The following is a 20,588-nucleotide window of genomic DNA, read 5'->3' as shown; positions in this document are numbered from 1 at the left end:
ATCCGGCCCCTATAATCCAGGCACCAGATCCCTTCGCGATAGCGCGCTGCCCTCCACCCGGAAAGCAGCGCTTACAAGGCTTCCCAGCATGTCCGACTCCGGCGAGCAGCTGGCGGGAACGCGCGCTTCACCCGAGCGCCCGGTCCAGCCAATCACGCCCACCAAACTCACTCCGCCGCGCGGGGCGCGCCACCTGATGCCCCGCGAGGCCTTGATGGCGCGCCTGGTGGACGCGCGCCGCCAGCGCTGCGTGGTGATCCAGGGGCCGGCGGGCAGCGCCAAGACCAGCACCTTGCTCGCCTGGCGGCAGGCCCTGCTGACGCTGGACTTCGATGTGGCCTGGCTCTCGCTGGCGCCCGAAGACAACGACCTGACCAGCTTCTTCCATGGACTGCTGGCGAGCCTCGCCGCGGTGGACGCGGCGATGGTGCGCGAAGCCGAAATCCTGATGGGGCGCGACGGCGACGAGTCCGCGGCTGAGCACTGGGTGATCACGCTGGTGCGCGGCATCGCAAGCCGCCGGCGGGAACTGGTGCTGATGCTGGACGACGTCCACCTCCTGGACGATCCCCGGATATTCCAGGCGCTGCGCTGGCTGCTCGACTACGCGCCGCCCCACCTGCACGTGGCCCTGGCCTCGCGCAACGCGTTGCCGCTCTCGCTGGCGCGCCTGCGCAACCAGGGCCTGGCGACCGAACTCGACCTGCGCGACCTGCGTTTCTCCGCCGAGGAGTCCGAGCGCTTCCTGCGCGAACAGCTTGGCAGCATCGACAAGCGCGACGCGCAGGTGCTGCACGAGCTGACCGATGGCTGGGCTGCGGGGCTCCAGCTGTTCGCGATCGATCTCAAGGGCAAGCAGGGGGCAGGCTTTGCACGGGTGCAGGTGCGTGACGCCCAGGCGTTTGCCAGCTATTTCGAACGCGAGGTGCTGGTGCGCCTGGCCAGCGGCGATCTGCACCTGCTGACGCGCATGGCCGTCTGCAACCGCTTTTGCGCGTCCTTGTGCGCCACGCTGCTGGGGCGCCCGGATGCCGCCGGCGAGATCGCGGCCAGGCTGGCCCGGCTTGATGCGGACGACCTCTTCATCACGCAGATTGGCGGCGGCCAGGACGGTGAAACCTGGTACCGCCTGCATCCGCTGCTGCGCGAAGTCCTGCTGGCCCGGCTGGCGGAGCTGCCGCCGGCGGAGCAGCACACGCTGCACGCGGCGGCCTGGCACTGGTTCGGCGCGCAGGGGCACATCGACGAAGCGGTGCGCCATGCGGTCCAGGCGGGCGACGCGGCCGCGGCGGCGGACCTGGTGGAAACCTGCGCGCACGCCCTGCTGGCGCGCGGGGAACTCAGCCAGCTTGCGGGGCTGGTGCGGCAGCTGCCGCCGGAGCAGGTCACGGCGCGCTTCGACCTGCATCTGGTGCTGGCCCACTTGCAGATGTATGCCGGCGAGATCGACGCGCTGACGCAGAGCATCGATCAGATGGCATCGCAGCACGAACGGCTCGGCCCCAGGCAGCGCTATGCGCTGGCACTGCTGCGCGGCGGGCTGGCGCTGCAACGCGACGACACCGACTCGGTGGTGGCATTGTTGCCGGAACTGCAGCGCGTGCCGCCCGACGCTGACGATTTCACCTACGCCGGGCGCGGCAATGTGCTGTCGTGGATGTTTATCCACCGCGGCGAGTACAAGCAGGCGCGCAAGGTGCTGGAGGAGGGCGCGTTGCATGGAGGCGCGCCGCGCGGCGTCCTGCTGGGGCGCTGCATGGGCGGCATGACCCATGCGGCCGAAGGACAGTTCCTGCTGGCCGAGCGCATCTTCTGCGACGTGCTGGCGCAGGCCGAGCAGCAGGGCCCGGCCTACATCGGCATTGCCTGCATGGCCGCGGCGCTGCTTGGCGAGGCGCTCTATGAACTCAACGATGTCGATGCCGCGCGCGAGTTGCTGGAAAAGCGGATCGACGTGCTGGAGCGCGTCTCGATCCCGGATACCGTGCTGCGCGGCCTGATGGTGCTGGCCAACGCGCACTGGCAGGGCGGGCGCCGGCTGGAGGCGCGGGCCAGCCTGGCGCGTCTGGAAGACTACGCTGCGCGCCATCGTGTCGACCGCCTGCTGGCGAACGCGCTTTGCCTGCGCTCGCGCTGGTTGCTGGAAGCGGGGGAGATCGACGAGGCGGACGCCAGCCTGTTGCGCCTGGAAGCGCTCGCTGCCCGCTATGCGGGCGCCGCCCGCAGCACCGCCTGGGAGATCAGCGTCTGCGCGCAGCTGGCGCGTATCGGCATGTGCCTGCACCGCAACGATTTCGACGGCGCCATGGCGCGGCTCACGCCGCTCAACGCGCTCTCCGAAGCCGGCGGGCGCTGGTGCCGGGTGGCCAGCCTGCGGCTGCAGATGGCGTTTGCCGAACAAGGCCGGCGCAATCCCGAAGGCGCCCGCGGGCACCTCGTCGAAGCGCTGCGCCTCGGGCATCGGCTCGGGCTGATGCGCAGCCTGCTGGACGTATCGCCGCGCTTGCGTGACATGCTCGAAGCCTTGCCGGCGGAGCAGGGGTTCGACCCGGTGCTTGGCTTTTACGCGCAGCGGCTGATGGCGGCGACGGCACCAGCCGGGCAGGAGGCGGCGCCGTCCGTGTCCCTTCCGGCTCACCCGGTGATCGATACGCTCAGCGAACGCGAGAACGAAGTGCTAGGCCTGCTTGCGCAGGCGCTGCCCAACAAGAAGATCGCACGGGTCCTCGGCGTTTCGCTGGACACCGTCAAGTGGCACCTGAAGAACATCTACGGCAAGCTCGACGTGTCGGGCCGCGACGAAGCGGTCGCCCGCATGCGCGACTACAAGACCGCGCAACCGCAGCACGCCCACCCCACCCGCTAGGGCACCGGCCGAGCAGGCCACCCTCGCCACCCTCGCCACCCTCGGCGGCACCTACCCCTACTCCACCGGGGTAGGTACTTTTCCCCGCCCGGCAACCAGAATACTTCCATCAAGGCAGCGATCCCCGGTCCGGACTCACCGCGACAGACGCTGGCCTCGCAACCGACCAATGAGGAGCTTCTGGTGGAAATCAAGCGCACCGTCTATCGCGACGACCATGAAATGCTGCGGGAAACCGCGCGCCGGTTCTTCGAGCGCGAATGCCTGCCGCGCCAGGCACAGTGGGACAAGGACGGCCTGGTCGACCGCGAGACCTGGCTCAAGGCCGGCCGCGACGGCCTGCTGTGCGTGACCGTCCCCGAGGAGTACGGCGGCGGCGGCGGCGATTTCGGCCACTCGGCGGTGTTGGCCGAGGAGTACCACCGTTCCGGGATCTCAGGCCCAAGCTTTTCGGTGCACTCGGACATTACGGCGCCGTACATCGTGCGCCTGGGCACCGAGGAGCAGAAGCGCAAATGGCTGCCGCCGATCTGCCGCGGCGAAAAGATCCTGGCGATTGCCATGACCGAGCCCGGCACCGGCTCCGACCTGAAGTCGATCCGCACCACCGCCGTACGCGACGGCGACGACTTCGTCATCAACGGCAGCAAGACCTTTATCTCCAACGGCCTGAATGCCGACATGGTCGTGGTGGTCTGCAAGACCGACCCCAAGGCCGGCGCCAAGGGCGTGAGCCTGATCATGGTGGAAGCGGACCGCGAGGGCTTCCGCCGCGGCCGCAAGCTGGAGAAAGTGGGCCAGCGCGCCGCCGACACCGCCGAGCTGTTCTTCGACAACGTGCGCGTGCCTGCCAGCAACCTGATCGGCAATGAGAACGGCGGCTTCATCCACCTGATGGAAGAACTGCCCCAGGAGCGCCTGATCATCGCGGTGTACTGCGCGGCAAGGCTGGAGCGCCAGCTCGAACTGACCGTGCAATACGTCAAGGACCGCCGCGCCTTCAACCAGACCGTGTGGGACTTCCAGAACACCAAGTTCAAGCTCGCCGACGTCAAGGCCCAGGCCGTGGCCGTGCGCACCATGGTGGACTACTACATCGCCCAGCACATGGAGCGCAAGCTCACGCTGCAGGAGGCGGCCATCGCCAAGCTCTTCGCTACCGAGACCATGTGGAAGTGCATCGACGAGATGGTGCAACTGCACGGGGGCTACGGCTACATGCTGGAGTACCCGATCGCGCGCGCCTTCGTCGACATGCGCGTGACCCGCATCTTCGGCGGCACCAGCGAAGTGCTGCGCGACCTGATCGCCCGCAAGCTTTAAGTCCTACCGTCATCCAGAGAACCAGGAAACCATCATGAGCGAAAAAGTACTAGTTGGCGGCGTGGGCATGATCCCGTTCGCCAAGCCCGGCGCGAGCCTGAGCTATACCGAAATGGGCGCCGAAGCCGTGCTCCGCGCGCTGGCCGACGCCGGCATCGGCTACGACCTGGTGCAGCAGGCCTTTGCCGGCTACGTCTACGGCGACTCCACCTGCGGCCAGACCGCGCTGTACGAGGTGGGCATGACGGGTATCCCCATCGTCAACGTCAACAACAACTGCTCGACCGGCTCCACCGCGCTGTACCTGGCACGCCAGGCCATCGCGATGGGCGATGCCGACTGCGTGCTGGCGGTCGGCTTCGAGCAGATGCAGGCCGGCGCGCTGAAGTCCCACTGGGATGACCGCCCGGTCACCCGCGCGCGCTTCCAGCCGATCATGCACGGCCTGACCGCCGACATGGCGCACCTGCCGCAGGCGGTGCGCACCTTCGGCGGCGCGGGGCGCGAGTACATGCAGCGCTATGGCGCCCGCCTGGAAACCTTCGCCGCGGTGCGCGCCAAGGCCAGCCGCCACGCCGCCAACAATCCGCTGGCGCTGTTCCGCAAGGTGGTGACCACCGAAGACGTGATGAACGACGCGGTGCTGTTCCCCGGCGTGCTGACCCGCCTGATGGCCTGCCCGCCGACCTGCGGCGGCGCCGCCGCCATCCTGGTGTCGGAACGCTTCGCCAAAAAGCACGGCCTGCGCACCGATGTGCAGATCCTGGCCCAGTCGCTCACCACCGATCCGCCCGCCTCGTTCGATCCGCCGTCGATGCTGAACTATGTCGGCACGCATATGACGCGCGCTGCCGCCAACAAGGTCTATGAGAAGGCAGGCATCGGGCCGGAAGACATCGACGTGTGCGAACTGCACGACTGCTTCGCGCAGAACGAAGTGATCTGCTACGAAGCGCTGGGCTTCTGCCCCGAAGGCGGCGCCGAGAAGTTCGTGATGGACGGCGATAACACCTACGGCGGCCAGGTTGTGGTCAACCCGTCGGGCGGCCTGCTCTCCAAGGGGCATCCGCTGGGCGCCACGGGGCTGGCGCAGTGCTACGAGCTGACCCATCAGCTGCGCGGCACCGCCGAACAGCGTCAGGTGAAGGATGCGAAGCTGGCGCTGCAGCACAACCTGGGCCTGGGCGGCGCCTGCGTGGTGACGCTGTACGGCAAGAACTGACAAAGGGCACCACCTGCCCGACATGAAGGACAAGGTGCGAGCCGCCTGCCGACCTGAGCCGGCGGCCGCACCCAGACAGGAGACAGAAAAATGAAGTTCTCTCTACCGTTGCGCCTGCTTGGCTTTGGCCTCGCCATCTCCATGCTGGCGCCGGCGCTGGCGGCGCCAGCCGCTTCGGCCGACAGCTTTCCGTCGCGCCCGCTGCGCTTTATCGTGCCGCTGACGCAGGGCAGCGGCTCCGACACCGTGACCCGCTTCGTGGCGGACCAGGTGGGCAAGGAACTGGGCCAGCCCGGCATCGTGGAGAACCGTGCCGGCGCCGATACGCTGATCGCCGTGCAGAGCATGCTCAACGCGCCGGCCGACGGCTACAGCATCTTGCTGATCACGCCGAGCTCCATGGTGATCAACCCGCTGGTGCATGACAGCCTGCCGTACGATCCGCAGCGCGATATCCGGCCGCTGGCCAGCGCCATCCGCAGCACCTCGGTGCTGGTGACGGGTGCCGGCTCCGGCTTCAAGACCTTCGGCGACGTGCTGGGCGCGGCCCGCAAGAAGGCGCGTTCGGTCAGCATGGCGAACTACAGCTACCACTACCGCCTGGGCGGGCTGCAGATGCAGCAGATGGCGGGCGTGGAGTTCAACCACATTCCCTACAAGGGCGCGTCGCAGGTGCAGTCGGACCTGATGGGCGGTTCGGTGGACGTTGCGCTGCTGGACGTGGGCGGCGCGCTGCCGCTCATCCGCGCCGGCAAGCTGCGGCCGCTGGCGGTGACCGGCAAGGCCCGCCATCCGGAGTTGCCGGCCGTGCCGACCGTGCGCGAGAGCGGGCTGCCGAACTACGAGCTTTCCGTGTGGATCGGCTTTGGCGTCAGCAGCAAGACCCCGGAACCCATTGCGCACAAGCTCGAAATGGCTTTGCTCAAGGTGATCGACAAGCCGGAGTTCAAGGATTTTGCCGCACGCACCGCATATGCCGACGTGATCGGCCAGTCCGGCAAGCAGATGGCCACCATGATCGGAGCGGAAACGGTGCGTTACCGCCAACTGGTCAAGACCTATGACGTCAGCGCGCGCTGAGCGCCGCAACGCAACCCGCCAACAGAATTAGGAATCAAGGATTCGCCATGCAACAGCTTTGCAAGGATCGCGTAGTCGTTATCACCGGCGCTGGCCGGGGCCTCGGGCGCGAGTACGCGCTTGAGTTCGCGCGGCAGGGCGCCAAGGTGGTTGTCAACGACCTGGGCGGGAAGGGCGACGGCTCGGGCGCGGCCAGCGGACCCGCGCTGGAAGTGATCGCGGAGATCCGGGCGATGGGCGGCGAGGCACTGGCCAACTTCGACGACGTGGCCGACTGGGCCGGCGCGAAGAACATGATCGACGCCGCCATCCGCGAGTTCGGCGGGCTGGATGTGCTGGTCAACAACGCCGGCATCCTGCGCGACCGCACGCTGGTCAACATGACCGAGGAAGACTGGGACTCGGTGATCCGCGTGCACATGCGCGGCACCTTCGCGCCGTCGCGCCATGCCGCCGCCTACTGGCGCGAGGAGTCCAAGGCGGGCCGCCAGCGCGTGGCGCGCCTGATCAATACCAGCTCGTCGTCGGGCCTGTACTGCAACGCGGGCCAGGCCAACTATGGCGCGGCCAAGGCGGGCATTGCCGCCATGTCGGTGATTGCCTCGCGCGAACTGGACCGCTATGGCGTGACGGTCAACGCGATCTACCCGACCGCGATGAGCCGCCTGACGGAAGACATCTTCGCGGCCAGGCGCGCCGAGTTCACCGCCGGCGCCGCGCCGGGCTTCGATCCGCTGGACGCCGGCAACGTGGCGCCGCTGGTGGCATGGCTGGGCAGTACCGAATCGAGCGATATCACCGGGCGCGTGTTCGGCGTGCGCGGCGGCCGCATCACCGTGGCCGAGGGCTGGCATGCCGGCCCGCGCATGGAGAAAGAGGGCCGCTGGCTGGCCGAAGAACTGGGCGCGCGGATCCCCGGGCTGGTACGGCAGGCCGCGGCCAACGCCGACACGTCCGGCGAGATTCCGGTGACGGGTGCATAAGGCCCGCTGCCCGACCGCACCGCAGCCAGGACCCAAGGAGAGAGAGCATGACCAAGACCCCGAAATACCTGGGCGACCACGCCGGACTGACCCCGGAAAAGCCCGCGGCGATCAACGGCACCACCGGCGAGATCCTGACCTATCGGGAACTCGACGCGCGCTCCAATCGTTTCGCCCAGTGCCTGTACGCGCTGGGGCTGCGGCGCGGCGACCATATCGCCATGGTGCTCGAGAACAATATGCGCTGCTTCGAGCTGTGCTGGGCGGCGCTGCGCTCGGGGCTGATGATCACCCCCGTCAACCGCTTCCTGACGGCGGCGGAAGCGGCCTACATCATCCAGGACAGCAACGCCCAGGTGGTGGTGACGTCGTACGCCATGCGCGACCTGGCGGCGCAGCTGTCCGGCCAGATGCCCACCTGCCGCCTGCAACTGATGATGGATGGCACCATCCCCGGCTGGGACAGCTACGAGGAGACCACGCAGGCCTATCCCGCCGAGCGCCTGGCCGAGGAATGGATGGGCGCCACCATGATCTACAGCTCGGGTACCACCGGGCGGCCCAAGGGCATCATCCGCAACCAGCCCGACGGCATGGTCACGGAAGGCTCGGGGTCGGCGCGCCGGCCGCAGTTCGAGCGCTACGGCTTCGACGCGCAAACCATCTACCTTTCGCCGGCGCCGCTGTATCACACCGCGCCGCTCGGCTACGGGCTGGAAACGCAGTTCTGCGGCGGCACCATCGTCTTCATGGAGAAGTTCGACGCGGTGGAAGCGCTGCGCATGATCGAGCGCTACCGCGTGACCCACAGCCAGTGGGTGCCGACCATGTTCATCCGCATGCTCAAGCTCGAACCGGCGCAGCGCCAGGGCTTCGACCTGTCCAGTCACCGTGTTGCCATCCATGCCGCGGCGCCGTGCCCGCAGGACGTCAAGCGCCAGATGATCGACTGGTGGGGGCCGATCCTGCATGAGTACTACGCGGCCACCGAGGGCAATGGCGTGACCACGCTCGATACGCAGCAATGGCTGGCTCACCCCGGTTCGGTCGGCAGTGCCTTGCTGGGCGTCCTCCATATCTGCGACGACGAGGGCAACGAGCTGCCGGTGGGGGAAACCGGCATGGTGTACTTCGAGCGCGAGCAGCTCCCGTTCCACTATCACAACGATCCCGCGAAGACCCGCTCGGCGCAGCATCCGGTGCATCCGACCTGGACCGCCGTCGGCGACGTGGGCCGCCTGGATGCGGACGGCTACCTCTACCTGACCGACCGCAAGGCGTTCATGATCATCTCGGGCGGCGTCAATATCTATCCGCAGGCTATCGAGGATGCGCTGGTGGTCCACCCTAGCGTGGGCGACGCCGCGGTGATCGGCGTGCCGAACGCTGAGATGGGCGAGGAGGTCAAGGCCGTGGTCGAGCCGGCCAGCGGCGTGGTGCCGTCGGAAGCGCTGGCCGAGGAACTGCTGGCCTACCTGCGCACCAAGGTGGCCCGCTACATGGTGCCGCGCTCGATCGATTTCATCGACGCCATGCCGCGCCTGCCGACCGGCAAGCTCTACAAGCAGCCGCTGCGGGAGCGCTACTGGAATGCGCCCGTACCGGCACGTAAGACCTGAATGACGATGCGGCGGGCCGGCCGCGCTGTAACGCCGTGCCATCCGCCCGCACCGAAACCTGGAGCAAGAAGTGAGCAACCTGCTTGATGCCTTCCACCTTACGGCCCTGCCTCCCGAGGCCGAGGCCTTTCGCGCGGAAGTGAAGGATTTTCTCAAGGAAAGCCTGCCGCCCGCGACCGCCGATATCCGCGCGCGCTCGTGGCTGGGCTTTGACGCAGCTTTCAGCCGGCGCCTTGCCCAGCGCGGCTGGGTCGGGCTGACCCTGCCCGCCAGCTACGGCGGCGCGGGCATGGATGCGTTCAGGCGCTTCGTGCTGGTGGAGGAACTGCTGGCCGCGGGCGCGCCGGTGGCGGCCCACTGGGTCGCCGACCGGCAGAGCGGTCCGCTGATCCTGAAATACGGCAGCGAGGCGCAGAAGGACTTCTACCTGTCCCGGATCTGCGCGGGCACGGCGTTTTTCTGCATCGGCATGAGCGAGCCGAACGCCGGTTCGGACCTGGCCAGCGTGCGCACGCGGGTCACGCGCTGCGAAGGCGGCTGGCGCCTGAACGGCCGCAAGATCTGGACCACCAACGCGCATCACTGCCACTACATGATCGCGCTGGTGCGCTCGTCCGGCGTGCCGGAAGACCGCCAGAAGGGCCTCTCGCAATTCATCGTCGACCTGTCGCTGCCCGGCGTCAACGTGCGGCCGATCGTCGACCTGACCGGCGACGCGCACTTCTCCGAGGTGACCTTCGACGACGTCTTCCTGGCCGACGGCACGCTGGTCGGGAACGAGGGCGGCGGCTGGGAGCAGGTCACGGCGGAACTGGCATTCGAGCGCAGCGGCCCCGAGCGCATCTACTCCAGCATCGTGTTGATCGATTGCTGGGCCGGGCACCTGCGCCGGCACGGCGCCAGCGATGCCGATACCGTTTTGCTGGGCAGCTTCGCCACGCAACTGGCCACGCTGCGCAGCCTGTCGGTGGCGGTCACCGCCAGGCTGGTCCGCGGCGAAAGCCCGATTGTCGAGGCGGCGCTGGTGAAGGACATCGGCACGGAGTTCGAACAGGCCATCCCCGCGCTGCTGGAAGCCGCCATTGGTGCGGACCCCGGGCAGGAAGTGGATGCCGAGCTCTATCGCACAGTGGCTTACCTCAGCCAGATCTCGCCGACATTCTCGCTGCGCGGCGGTACGCGCGAAGTGCTGCGCGGCATGATCGCACGCGGCCTGGGCTTGCGCTGAAGCACGCGGCCAACGCATACGGCTAACGCCTACGATTCAGAAAGAGAGACTCATGTTCACCGAAGCCATTGAGCAAATCCTGCGCGACCGGGTCACACCGGAAGCTGTGCGGGCAATCGAGAAAGGCGCGGCGCCCACGGCGGTCTGGGACGCGCTGGAAGAGGCGGGTTTCCTGGAACTGCTGGCGCCCGAGGCAGAAGGCGGCGCGGGGCTGCCATTGCCGGCGCTGGCGCCCATCTTCACCGCTTTCGGGCGCTATGCCTTGCCGGTGCCTGCGGCGCAGAGCATCGCGGCGCGGGCGCTGCTGCGCGACGCCGGCGTGCCGGTGCCTGCCGGCATGATCACGCTGGCCGGAGCCTGCCGGCGCACGCCGGACGGCGTGCTGCGCGCGCCGCTGGTGCCGTTCGGCATGACCAGCGGCCATGTGCTCGCGAACGTGGACGGCAGCCTGCTGCTGCTTGACGCGACGCAAGCGCAGCGCGTGCCCACCGGCGTGCGCGGCAGCCTGTGCGGCACGCTGAGCTGGAACAGTGACGCCGTGCCTGCCGCCCTTGGCGGCAATGGCGAAGAGGTTCGTCTGTTCAGCGCGGCAATCCACGCGGCCGCCATCGCCGGTGCCCTTGACCGGGTGTTTGGCATGACCCTGCAATACTGCAATGACCGCTCGCAATTCGGCAAGTCGATCGGCAAGTTCCAGGCGGTGCAGCATCAACTGAGCGTGATGGCCCAGCATGTGGCATCGGCGGGCATTGCCGCCGAAATGGCCTTCGGCGATGCGGGCCGGGTCCCGGCCCGGTTGCCGGCAGCCATGGCCAAGGCGCGCACCAGCATGGCCGTGCCGCTGGTGGCAGCGGCGGCGCACGCCCTGCATGGCGCCATCGGCGTGACCGAGGAATACGATCTCCAGCTCTACACGCGGCGCCTGCATGAATGGCGCGCGGCCGATGGCGCGGAGACGTTCTGGAACCGCGTGGTCGGTGAAGCGCTGCTGGACCGTACGCAGGGCTCGGTGGCGGATTTTGCACGGACGACGCTCTGCGCCGTGCCGGCATGAGCGCGCGCAGCCGGCCCGCCGAGCGGCTGCTGCCGATCCTCAGCGAGCTTCGGATGGAGGTTCGCGCGCGCAGCCGGCTCGCCCACAAGCTCACCCTGAAGCGCGCGGCGAATGGCACGGAAGACTACTACGCGCATCTGGCCGGCTTGTTCGATCGCTGGATCGAGGACAGCGACTTCCATACGCGGGTGGTCTGCTTCGCCTCGGCGACGGAGTTTGGCATGGCGATGCAGCACCATGCCGAGCGCTGCCAGGCCGCGGCCCAGGAGAGCGGATCGGATGCGCTGCGCGCGCTGTTCTGGGCGTCCCTGCGCCGTATCCAGGCGCGGCGCGGCCACGCACCCGACATGCACGCACCCCCGCCCGTGGCCGCCAGCCCGGAGGCGGCGCCGCCATTGCAGGACCTGTGCGCGCGTTGCGAAAGCCTGCGCCACGATGCGCGCTGCGCCGATGGCCATGCCGCGCTGCGGCCTGTCGGCGACGTCCGCTGGCGCAGCTTTGGCGCGGGCGTCGTGTGCCAGACCAAGGAACACCAGTGCCGCGCCTGCAACACCAGATGGACCCGGCGCTGGAGTGTGTCGGATCCGTTCACCGGATGGACCGTGACCCGCCATGCCGCATCCATTCACCACGATGGAAGCATCGTATCAAGCGGCGATTGACGCCGCGAGGAGAACAAATCCATGTCCGATTTTCTGAAGTACGAGCAAGACGGCCACATCGTTACGCTGACCATGAACGAGCCGGAACGGCGCAATCCCCTGACCGGCAACACGGCGGTACCGGAGTTCCTGGCCGCCGTCGAGCGGATCCAGGACGATCGCTCCGTGCGCGCCGTTGTGATCACCGGTAGCGGCGCGGCGTTTTCGTCCGGCGGCAATGTGCGCGACATGGGGCGCCATGCCTCCGGCGAGGTGCCCGGCATGGAGATCCGGCAAGACTACCGGCGCGGCATCCAGCGCCTGCCGCTGGCGCTGTTCAACCTGGAGGTGCCGCTGATCGCGGCGGTCAACGGGCCTGCCATCGGCGCGGGGCTGGACCTGACGTGCATGTGCGACATCCGCATCGCGTCGGAGCAAGCCAGGTTTGCCGAGAGCTTCGTCAAGCTGGGCATCATTCCCGGCGACGGCGGCGCCTGGCTGCTGCCGCGCATCATCGGCCTGTCGCGCGCGGCCGAGCTGACCTTTACCGGCCAGATGATCGATGCGCGCCAGGCGCTGGAATGGAACCTGGTGTCGCGCGTGGTGCCGGCCGAGGAACTGCTGCCTACCGCATACGGCATCGCGCAGGCGATTGCCGCCAACCCGCCGCACGCGGTCCGGCTGGCCAAGCGGCTGCTGCGCGAGGGCATGCACACGCGGCTGGACACGTTGCTGGAGATGTCGGCGGCCTTCCAGGTCCTGTCGCACCAGACCGAGGACCATCGGGAAGCGGTCTCCGCCTTTGTCGAGAAACGTTCCCCGTCGTTCAAGGGATAAGCATGGCGCAAGCCATTGTCATGCCATGACAGAATCCAGCTTCCGCACGCGCATCACCGATCTCTTCGGCATCCGCCATCCGCTGCTGCTCGGCGGCATGCATCACCTGGGCGAATCCGGCATCGTCGCCGCGGTGGTCAACGCGGGCGCCATGGGATTTATCACTGCGCGCTCGTTCGACGGTGTCGACGCCTTGCGCAGCGACCTGCGCCGCTGCCGGGCGCTGACCGACGGCCGGCCGTTCGGCGTGAACCTGACGCTGTCGCGCCGACCGGGCGCCAACAAGGACGTCGCCGCGTGGATACAGGCCGCGCTGGCGGAGGGCGTGCGCCACTTCGAGAGCGCGGGTTCGTCGCCCGAGGGGCTGGTCGAAGCCATCCACGATGGCGGCGGCATCCTGATCCACAAGTGCCCCAGCGTGCGCCATGCGCTGAGCGCGGAGCGGCTCGGGGTGGACGCGATCGCGCTGGTCGGGATGGAAGAGGGGGGGCATCCGGGAGACAACCAGCTATCGGCTTTCCTCAATGGCGCCTTTGCGCTGGAGCAGATCCGCATCCCGCTGGTGATCGGCGGCGGTATCGGCAACGGCCGGCAGATTGCCGCGGCGCTCGCGCTGGGCGCCGACGGCGTTGTCATGGGCAGCCGTTTCATGGTCGCGTCGGAGATCATCGCGCACGATGCCCTGAAGCAGAGAATCGTGGCGTCCGATGCGGGTTGTTCGACCGCGATCCTTGCCTCGCTCGGCGATACGTGGCGGGTCCTGGTGAATGACGCGGCGCGCGAGGTGCAACGGATGGAAGCCGGTGGCGCGCGCCACCATGCGGACTTCGGCGACCTGATCCTGTCTTCGCGTACCCGGCAGCGGGTCTACCAGGATGGCGATGTCGAAGGCGGGATCGTCTCGCTGGGGCCAGCCGGCGGCTTTGCCGATGGCATTGTGCCGGCGGCGGAGATCGTCGAGCGGCTCATGCGCGATGCGGCGAGTGCGGCACGGATGTTCGCCGGGCGCTTTGACTGGGCGGCTCCCGGGCATGTTTTTCCGGCTTAGACCGCAGTTCAATCGTCTAAGCTGGTCAGCATACGGTTCCCGGGGGATTTGGTTCCGGTAGCTTGTTCCATGGTTACGGCATTGTTGTGCGGGATGGCAGCTCCCGATCTTCATGCTGCCAAACGGAGAAAGGATATGACCAGGTCTCGGATGAACATTGTTCTTGTGCATGGTGCCTGGGGCGATGCCTCGCACTGGCGGGGCGTCATCCCCTTGCTGCACGCCAGGGGCTACCATGTGGTCGCGGTGCAAAACCCCCTGACGGGGCTGGCCGACGACATCGACCGCACGAGCAAGCTCGCCGCGGCACAGGAGGGTCCGACCTTGCTGGTGGGGCATTCCTATGGCGGCGCGGTCATCACCGGCGCGGGCCACGCGCCGAATGTGGCGGGCCTCGTCTATGTCGCCGCGTTCGCGCCGGATGAAGGGGAAAGCCTGGGGAGCATCTTTGCCCGGCAAGCGCCGCCTCCGGGCGCCGCGCATATCCGGCCGGACAAGGAAGGCTTCCTCTGGCTCGATCCCGCGGCCTTCAAGGAGAGCTTTGGCGATGACCTGGATGACACGGACGCCCTGGTGATGGCGGCGACGCAAAAGCCCATCGCAGCACGGTGCTTCGAGGACAAGTCCGGACCGCCGGCCTGGAAGACCAGGCCTGCCTGGTACCAGGTGTCGGACAACGACCGCATGATCCCGCCGGAGGCCGAGCGCTGGATGGCGGAACGCATGCAGCCGAAGAAGACGATTTCGCTCGCGGCGAGCCACGCTTCGCTGGCGTCGCATGCGGGAGAGATCGCCGATCTGATCGATGAGGCCGCCCGCTCGCTGGAGGCGAAGTAGGCGCGCCTGACGCAGCGCTTGCCGAGACCGTCGGCAGGCAAGCGGGGACAGGCAAGCGGGGACAGGCAGTCGGGGGACGGGATGCGTCGGCCCGGCGCATCCCGTCCCTTCCGCCACGGTCCCGAGCGGGAACTCGCGCTCCGCCAGTTCCCGGAAACGATGCGCCGCCTGGCTTTCAAGCCCCGGGCGGTGGACCAGCGCCAGGCCGATGGATGCCGCCAGCGGGAAGTCGGTGAAGGGCCGGTAGACGATTCCGGCGCTCGGCCAGCGTTTCACGATGGATGGCACCAAGGCCATCAATGTGTCGTTGCGGCAGCCCGCGCTGATAGAGAAGCTGCAGGCCATCGGCGCGCAACCCCTTCCTGCCACCCCGGAGGAGTTTGTCCGTCTCCTGACCGAGGAACGCGTCAAATGGATTCCGGTGGCGAACACCCTCGGACTGAAAGCGGATTAGGCCTATGCATACCCTGAACTCCATCGACGCGGTTCGCGCCCGGCTGCACGGGCCGGCTGCGGTCAGCGGCTATTTCACCCTTGACCAGGCCACCATCGACACCTTTGCCAACGTGACCGGCGACCGGCAATGGATCCATGTCGATCCGGCGCGCGCCGCCGCCGATTCGCCCTATGGCTGCACCATCGCCCACGGACTGCTGACCCTGTCGATGGTCACCGCCGCCTACACGCAGTGCTTCAGCCTTCCGGGCTGCAAGCTCCTGCTCAACTATGGCTTCGACAAGATCCGCTTCACCGGCCCGGTGCCGGCGGGTGCCCGCATCCGCGGCAGCTTCCACCTGGCCGGTCTGGAAGATGTCCGCCCGGGCGAGGTGCGCGGCATCTGGCGGGTGGAGACCCATGTGGAAGGGAGCGAGCGCCCGGCCATGGTGGCCACGTGGCTGCTGCAGATGCGCTACTGATAGCCGGCAGGAAGGAGAGAATATGGACTGCACCCCGAATTCCCTGCAGGGAAAGAGCATCATCGTCACCGGCGCGGCACAGGGCATCGGCCGCGCCATCGCGCGCCTGGCGCTGGACCTGGGCGCACAGGTGACCGCCGTGGACCTGAACGCCGAAGCGCTGGCCGAACTGCGGCTGGCCTGTGGCGACGCCCCGCTGCTGACGCTGGCCGGCAGCGTAGCCGACGCGGAATTTGCCGCGCATGCCGTGCGCGAAGCCGTGGCGCGTTTCGGGGCCGTGCATGGCCTGGTCAACAACGCGGGCGTCACGCGCCCGGCCATGATCGAGAAGATGACGGCGCAAGCCTGGCAGCAGGTGATCGACGTGCACCTGACCGGCTCCTTTCATTTCCTGCAAGCGGCCGGCCGCCACATGCTGGAGCGCGCGCGCGCCGGTGACGCCACGGGCGGGGCCATCGTCAATATTTCATCCGACGCGGGGCGCCGCGGCACCATCGGCCAGATCAACTACGGCGCGGCGAAGTCGGGCGTGCTGGGCCTGACCATGTGCGCGGCGCGCGAGTGGGGCAAGTACGCCATCCGCGTCAATACCGTCGGCTTCGGCGTGGTGGAGACACCGATGACCGAGACCATCCGCAGCGACAAGTTCCGGGACACCTACCTTGCGCAGATCCCGCTGGGGCGCTGGGCGGCGCCGGAAGAAGTGGCGCGTCCGGTCTGCTTCCTGCTTTCCGATGCGGGCTCTTATGTGACCGGGCAGCACCTGTCGGTCAACGGGGGCTACACCATCGGTCTTTGAACCCGGTGCGGCGGCGCCGGCAGGGTGTTCTTGCCCGATGGGTGGCCCCCCCGCCGGCGCGCGGCCGCGACGCATCTCGTACCGCTAGCATGGGGGCAGCCAGACACTTTCAAACACGCCGGGCCTGGCGCAGGCAGAGAGGCGTCGGGCGCGCGCGAGCATACGAGGGGACAAGCCAATGGATTTGCGATTCACCGCGGCGGAACAAGGGTTCCGGGAGGAGGTCCGTGCCTTTGCGCAGGACAGGCTGCCCGCCGATATCCGCGACAAGGTGCTGGGCCACCGCCGCCTGGGTAAGGACGACTATGTGCGCTGGCACCGTATCCTGCACGCGCACGGCTGGGGTGCGCCGGCGTGGCCGAAGCAGTTCGGCGGCACCGGCTGGACCGCCATGCAGCGCCTGATCTTCGAGATCGAGACATTCCGCGCCGGCGCGCCGCGCCTGCTGTCGTTCGGCCTGACCATGATCGCCCCGGTGCTGATGAAATACGGCAGCCCCGAGCAACAGGCGCGCTTCCTGCCGCGCATCCCGGGCATGGAGGATTTCTGGTGCCAGGGCTACTCCGAGCCGGGCTCGGGCTCAGACCTGGCCTCGCTGAAGACGCGCGCCGAGCGCCGGGGCGACCGCTACATCGTCAACGGCCAGAAGATCTGGACCACCATGGCCCAGTACGCAGACTGGATCTTCTGCCTGGTACGGACCGATCCCGATGCCAGGCAGCAGGAAGGCATCTCGATGCTGCTGATCGACATGAAGTCGCCCGGCATCACCGTGCGGCCCATCGTTACGCTCGATGGCAGTCACGATGTCAACGAAACGTGGTTCGAGAATGTCGAGGTGCCGGTCGCCAACCTCGTGGGCGAGGAAAACCGTGGCTGGACCTATGCCAAATACCTGCTGGGCCATGAGCGCACCGGCATTGCCGGCATTGGCCATTGCCACCGCGAGCTGCGCCAGCTCAAGCACTATGCCAGCCAGGCCACCGATGGCGCGGGGCGTCCGATGAGCGAGGACGTGCGCATGCGCGACAAGATCGCGCGCCTGGAAATGGACCTGATGGCGCTGGAGATGCTGCTGCTGCGCGCGATCACCCAGGATGGCGGCCGGGGCCCGGGCCCCGAGGCCTCCATCATCAAGATTCGCGGCTCCGAGCTGCAGCAGGATATCGCCATGCTGCAGATGGAGGTGGCTGGCCCGCACGCCTGGCCATTTGCGCCGCAATGGCTNGCGCCGCAATGGCTCGACGCCGGCTCCGTGCAACCGGTGAGCGGCCCGGACTGGGCCGCGCCGGCGGCCGCGACCTACTTCGATATGCGCAAGACCACGATCTATGGCGGCGCCACCGAGGTGCAGAAGAACATCATCGCCAAGATGATCCTCGGTTTCTGAAGGGACAAAGCAGACATGGACTTCACCTACAGCGAAGAACAGCAAATGCTGGCGGACAGCCTGCGCCGGTTCGTCGACACGGAATATACCTTTACGCAACGACGCAACTGCGCACGCGGCGGCGGCAGCTTCGACCGCAGGATGTGGTCGGCGCTGGCCGAGATGGGCGTGCTGGGACTGACCGTGCCGCCGGAGTTCGGCGGCTTCGGCCAGGGCGCGGCGAGCCAGTTGGTGGTGCATCGCGAGCTGGGCCGGGGCCTGGTGCTGGAACCGGTGATCCCCAGCGCGGTGATGGCTACGGCGGTGCTCGCCGCGTACGGCAGCAAGGCGCAGCAGCAGGCCTGGCTCCCCGCGCTTGCCGCCGGCGAGCGCGTGCTTGCGCTGGCCTATCTCGAACCCGCCACCCGCTACCGCCCGGAGGCCGCGCGCGCCAGCGCCGAGCGCCGCGGCGACGGCTATGTGCTCAACGGTATCAAGTCGCTGGCCTGGCACGGTGCGGCCGCGGACGCCTTGCTGGTCAGCGCCCGCGTCGCCGGCAGCAACGACCTTGCGCTATTTCTGGTGCCGCGCGACGTGCCCGGCCTGACTATCGGTGCCTACCCCACCATGGATGGCCTGCATGCCGCGGACCTGACGCTGAGCAATGTGCCGGTGGGCGGCGATGCGGTGATCGGCCAGCCTGCCGATGGCCTGGCCGCGCTCGAGCACGGTATCGATCACGGCATTGCCGCGCTCTGCGCTGAAGCGGCGGGCGCGATGGACAAGCTGATTGCCATCACCGGCGAATACCTGCGCAACCGTCACCAGTTCGGCAAGCCGCTGGCGAGTTTCCAGGCCCTGCAGCATCGCATGGCGGATATGCTGGTGCAGGCCGAGCTGGCGCTGTCGATGGCCTATGTGGCCGCGCAGGGGCTGACCGAGTCCGACCTCGCTGCGCGTCGCCGCATGTTGTCCGGCGCGAAGGTGGTGGTGGCGAGGGCTGGCCGCCTGGTCGGCCAGCAAGCGGTGCAGCTGCACGGCGGCATGGGCATGACCGATGAGCTGGAGGTGGGAGACTACTTCAAGCGGCTGGCGATGATGGATGTGCTGCTGGGGGATACGGACTACCACCTCGGGCGGTATTGCGTGGCGATGGCCGCGTAGTGCCGGTGTTCTGAACGGGGGCGAGTGGCCGGCGGCAAAGCGCCGGTTTACGCCCCTCTCCCATGAAATGGGAGGGGCCGGGGGAGAGGGCGGGCGCTCGCTCAACGTGATGCGCCTCGCTCTTGCACAGGCCCGCCGTTTCCCCAACCCCCCCCCCCTTGTTTCAGCTCGTCACCGACTTGCATTCCAGGAACTCGGCCAGACCCTCGGCCCCATACTCCCGCCCGTTGCCCGAAGTCTTGTACCCGCCGAAAGGCACCGTGATATCCAGCATCGCCCCATTGATCCGCACCGACCCCACCCGCAGGCGCGCCGCCACGCGGCGTGCGCGTTCGGGGTTGCCCGAGGCGATATAGCCGGCCAGGCCGAACACGGAGTCGTTGGCAATCGCGATGGCGTCGTCTTCGCCGTCATACGGGATCATGGCCAGCACGGGCCCGAAGATTTCCTCGCGAGCGATGGCCATGTCGTTGCGCACATCGGCGAAAACGGTGGGCCTGGCATAGAAGCCGCGCTCCAGCCCTTCCGGACGGCCAGGGCCGCCCGCCACCACGCGCGCGCCTTCCTCGATGCCGATGCCGATCATGCGCTGCACCTTTTCGTACTGCTCACGGTTGGAGATCGGGCCCATCTTGGTGGCCGGGTCCGCCGGGTCGCCCACGACGACGGCGTTGGCAACCGCGGCAGCGATGGCGACGGCCTCGTCATAGCGCTCGCGCGGCACCAGCATGCGCGTCGGCGCCACGCAGGTCTGCCCGGAGTTGGCCATGCACTGTGCCACGCCGCTGGTCACCGCGGCTTGCAGGTCGGCATCGTCGAGGATCAGCAGCGCGGACTTGCCGCCAAGCTCCTGGGCCACCCGTTTGACGGTAGGGGCGGCGCTGATCGCCACTTCCACGCCGGCGCGCGTGGATCCGGTGATCGACACCATGTCCACGCCGGGGTGCGAGGAGAGGGCGGTGCCCACGATCGGGCCTGCGCCATAGATCATGTTGAATACGCCGGGCGGCGTGCCGGCTTCGTGCATGATCTCGGCAAAGATGATCGCGTCCAGCGGCGAGATCTCGGACGGCTTGAGCACCACCGTGCAGCCTGCGGCCAGCGCCGGCGCAACCTTGGCGGTGATCTGGTTCAACGGCCAGTTCCAGGGCGTGATCAGCGCGGCGACGCCGATCGCCTCTCGCCGGACATAGCTCCTGGCATGCGCGGTCTCGAACTCGAAATGGCGCAGCGTCTCCACCGCGGCCTGGATCTGCGCCAGCCCGATGGGCGCCTGCACGTTCCTGCACAGCGTGATGGGGGCGCCGATTTCGGCGCGCACGGCCTCGGCGATGTCGCCCAGGCGGGCGCGGTAAAGCTCGATCACGCGTTCAAGCAGGGCGATACGTTCCTCGCGGCTGGTTTCCGACCACGCCGGGAAGGCAGCCCGCGCGGCGGCGACGGCGGCGTGGACATCCGCGGCGGTGCCCATTGCCAGCTTGCCGGCCGGTGCTTCGGTGGCCGGGTCGACAATATCCACCAGCGTGCTGCCGGCGGATGGTTCGACCCATTGGCCGTTGATGTAGAAATGGTTCAGCATCTTCATTGGTGTTCTCCTTCGT

18 protein-coding genes and 1 pseudogene are annotated in these 20,588 nt (G+C 68.0%); 18 read left to right on the top strand and 1 reads right to left on the bottom strand.

Annotation, left to right across the window (positions count from 1 at the left end; all coding sequences use genetic code 11):
• Window positions 1-88 precede the first annotated feature (88 nt).
• The 18 genes and pseudogenes from CF70_RS29900 (at window position 89) to CF70_RS29825 (ending at window position 18,987) form a co-directional block, all read left to right on the top strand.
• Window positions 89-2,866, top strand: coding sequence for a LuxR C-terminal-related transcriptional regulator (locus CF70_RS29900; RefSeq protein ID WP_035874184.1), 2,778 nt, complete (start codon window positions 89-91; stop codon window positions 2,864-2,866).
• A gap of 183 nt (window positions 2,867-3,049) precedes the next feature.
• Window positions 3,050-4,189 (top strand): acyl-CoA dehydrogenase family protein, encoded by a 1,140-nt coding sequence (locus CF70_RS29895; protein ID WP_035874181.1) that lies wholly within the window; start codon window positions 3,050-3,052, stop codon window positions 4,187-4,189.
• A gap of 34 nt (window positions 4,190-4,223) precedes the next feature.
• A complete protein-coding gene (locus CF70_RS29890; protein WP_035874178.1) occupies window positions 4,224-5,411 on the top strand; it encodes a lipid-transfer protein in 1,188 nt (395 codons plus the stop codon).
• 90 nt (window positions 5,412-5,501) lie between these two features.
• Window positions 5,502-6,491, top strand: coding sequence for a Bug family tripartite tricarboxylate transporter substrate binding protein (locus CF70_RS29885; RefSeq protein WP_035874174.1), 990 nt, complete (start codon window positions 5,502-5,504; stop codon window positions 6,489-6,491).
• A gap of 47 nt (window positions 6,492-6,538) precedes the next feature.
• Complete coding sequence (locus CF70_RS29880) at window positions 6,539-7,474, top strand: SDR family oxidoreductase (protein WP_035874170.1); 936 nt, start codon at window positions 6,539-6,541, stop codon at window positions 7,472-7,474.
• A 47-nt stretch (window positions 7,475-7,521) separates the two neighbouring features.
• On the top strand, window positions 7,522-9,093 hold the full coding sequence (locus tag CF70_RS29875; protein ID WP_035874168.1) for an acyl-CoA synthetase: 1,572 nt from the start codon (window positions 7,522-7,524) through the stop codon (window positions 9,091-9,093).
• Between the two features lie 70 nt (window positions 9,094-9,163).
• Window positions 9,164-10,321, top strand: a complete 1,158-nt coding sequence (locus CF70_RS29870; RefSeq protein WP_035874163.1) for an acyl-CoA dehydrogenase family protein — start codon at window positions 9,164-9,166, stop codon at window positions 10,319-10,321.
• A 52-nt stretch (window positions 10,322-10,373) separates the two neighbouring features.
• A complete protein-coding gene (locus tag CF70_RS29865) occupies window positions 10,374-11,375 on the top strand; it encodes an acyl-CoA dehydrogenase family protein (protein ID WP_035874160.1) in 1,002 nt (333 codons plus the stop codon).
• On the top strand, window positions 11,372-12,037 hold the full coding sequence (locus CF70_RS29860; RefSeq protein WP_035874157.1) for a hypothetical protein: 666 nt from the start codon (window positions 11,372-11,374) through the stop codon (window positions 12,035-12,037). Before CF70_RS29865 ends, CF70_RS29860 begins: the two co-directional genes overlap by 4 nt.
• A 21-nt stretch (window positions 12,038-12,058) precedes the next feature.
• Window positions 12,059-12,853: a crotonase/enoyl-CoA hydratase family protein gene (locus tag CF70_RS29855; RefSeq protein WP_035874155.1), complete on the top strand. Its 795-nt coding sequence runs from the start codon at window positions 12,059-12,061 to the stop codon at window positions 12,851-12,853.
• Window positions 12,854-12,878: 25 nt separating this feature from the next.
• A complete protein-coding gene (locus CF70_RS29850) occupies window positions 12,879-13,901 on the top strand; it encodes an NAD(P)H-dependent flavin oxidoreductase (protein WP_035874150.1) in 1,023 nt (340 codons plus the stop codon).
• Between the two features lie 150 nt (window positions 13,902-14,051).
• Entirely contained in the window at window positions 14,052-14,738 is a 687-nt protein-coding gene (locus CF70_RS29845; protein ID WP_200876837.1) for an alpha/beta hydrolase, read from the top strand.
• A 277-nt stretch (window positions 14,739-15,015) separates the two neighbouring features.
• The gene (locus tag CF70_RS36810) at window positions 15,016-15,192 is read left to right on the top strand and encodes a hypothetical protein (RefSeq protein WP_160172311.1); all 177 of its coding nucleotides are present in this window, start codon (window positions 15,016-15,018) and stop codon (window positions 15,190-15,192) included.
• A 4-nt stretch (window positions 15,193-15,196) separates the two neighbouring features.
• Window positions 15,197-15,655 (top strand): MaoC family dehydratase, encoded by a 459-nt coding sequence (locus tag CF70_RS29840; RefSeq protein ID WP_035874145.1) that lies wholly within the window; start codon window positions 15,197-15,199, stop codon window positions 15,653-15,655.
• A gap of 22 nt (window positions 15,656-15,677) precedes the next feature.
• Complete coding sequence (locus tag CF70_RS29835; protein ID WP_035874143.1) at window positions 15,678-16,454, top strand: SDR family NAD(P)-dependent oxidoreductase; 777 nt, start codon at window positions 15,678-15,680, stop codon at window positions 16,452-16,454.
• A 178-nt stretch (window positions 16,455-16,632) separates the two neighbouring features.
• Window positions 16,633-17,681, top strand: a pseudogene (locus CF70_RS29830) (acyl-CoA dehydrogenase family protein); the annotation flags it as partial.
• Window position 17,682: 1 nt separating this feature from the next.
• Window positions 17,683-17,844: acyl-CoA dehydrogenase family protein (locus CF70_RS38435; protein WP_255350705.1), on the top strand; the 162-nt coding region annotated here is incomplete at its 5' end.
• 15 nt (window positions 17,845-17,859) lie between these two features.
• On the top strand, window positions 17,860-18,987 hold the full coding sequence (locus CF70_RS29825) for an acyl-CoA dehydrogenase family protein (protein WP_035874140.1): 1,128 nt from the start codon (window positions 17,860-17,862) through the stop codon (window positions 18,985-18,987).
• Between the two features lie 163 nt (window positions 18,988-19,150).
• On the opposite strand, the gene CF70_RS29820 is transcribed toward CF70_RS29825, so the two are convergent.
• On the bottom strand, window positions 19,151-20,572 hold the full coding sequence (locus CF70_RS29820; protein WP_035874138.1) for an aldehyde dehydrogenase family protein: 1,422 nt from the start codon (window positions 20,570-20,572) through the stop codon (window positions 19,151-19,153).
• Window positions 20,573-20,588: the final 16 nt, after the last annotated feature.

This window comes from Cupriavidus sp. SK-3, assembly GCF_000611145.1.
In the GTDB taxonomy this organism is placed as follows: domain Bacteria; phylum Pseudomonadota; class Gammaproteobacteria; order Burkholderiales; family Burkholderiaceae; genus Cupriavidus.
The sequence above is the reverse complement of the archived record's forward strand: the minus strand, read 5'-3'. Positions and strand labels throughout refer to the sequence as shown.

Bases quoted from the DNA above. Each gene is read 5' to 3' on its own strand.
- CF70_RS29900 (WP_035874184.1), top strand. From the start codon at position 89: ATGTCCGACTCCGGCGAGCAGCTGGCGGGAACGCGCGCTTCACCCGAG.
- CF70_RS29890 (WP_035874178.1), top strand. From the start codon at position 4,224: ATGAGCGAAAAAGTACTAGTTGGCGGCGTGGGCATGATCCCGTTCGCC.
- CF70_RS29885 (WP_035874174.1), top strand. From the start codon at position 5,502: ATGAAGTTCTCTCTACCGTTGCGCCTGCTTGGCTTTGGCCTCGCCATC.
- CF70_RS29880 (WP_035874170.1), top strand. From the start codon at position 6,539: ATGCAACAGCTTTGCAAGGATCGCGTAGTCGTTATCACCGGCGCTGGC.
- CF70_RS29875 (WP_035874168.1), top strand. From the start codon at position 7,522: ATGACCAAGACCCCGAAATACCTGGGCGACCACGCCGGACTGACCCCG.
- CF70_RS29865 (WP_035874160.1), top strand. From the start codon at position 10,374: ATGTTCACCGAAGCCATTGAGCAAATCCTGCGCGACCGGGTCACACCG.
- CF70_RS29860 (WP_035874157.1), top strand. From the start codon at position 11,372: ATGAGCGCGCGCAGCCGGCCCGCCGAGCGGCTGCTGCCGATCCTCAGC.
- CF70_RS29855 (WP_035874155.1), top strand. From the start codon at position 12,059: ATGTCCGATTTTCTGAAGTACGAGCAAGACGGCCACATCGTTACGCTG.
- CF70_RS29850 (WP_035874150.1), top strand. From the start codon at position 12,879: ATGACAGAATCCAGCTTCCGCACGCGCATCACCGATCTCTTCGGCATC.
- CF70_RS29845 (WP_200876837.1), top strand. From the start codon at position 14,052: ATGAACATTGTTCTTGTGCATGGTGCCTGGGGCGATGCCTCGCACTGG.
- CF70_RS36810 (WP_160172311.1), top strand. From the start codon at position 15,016: ATGGATGGCACCAAGGCCATCAATGTGTCGTTGCGGCAGCCCGCGCTG.
- CF70_RS29840 (WP_035874145.1), top strand. From the start codon at position 15,197: ATGCATACCCTGAACTCCATCGACGCGGTTCGCGCCCGGCTGCACGGG.
- CF70_RS29835 (WP_035874143.1), top strand. From the start codon at position 15,678: ATGGACTGCACCCCGAATTCCCTGCAGGGAAAGAGCATCATCGTCACC.
- CF70_RS29825 (WP_035874140.1), top strand. From the start codon at position 17,860: ATGGACTTCACCTACAGCGAAGAACAGCAAATGCTGGCGGACAGCCTG.
- CF70_RS29820 (WP_035874138.1), bottom strand. From the start codon at position 20,572: ATGAAGATGCTGAACCATTTCTACATCAACGGCCAATGGGTCGAACCA.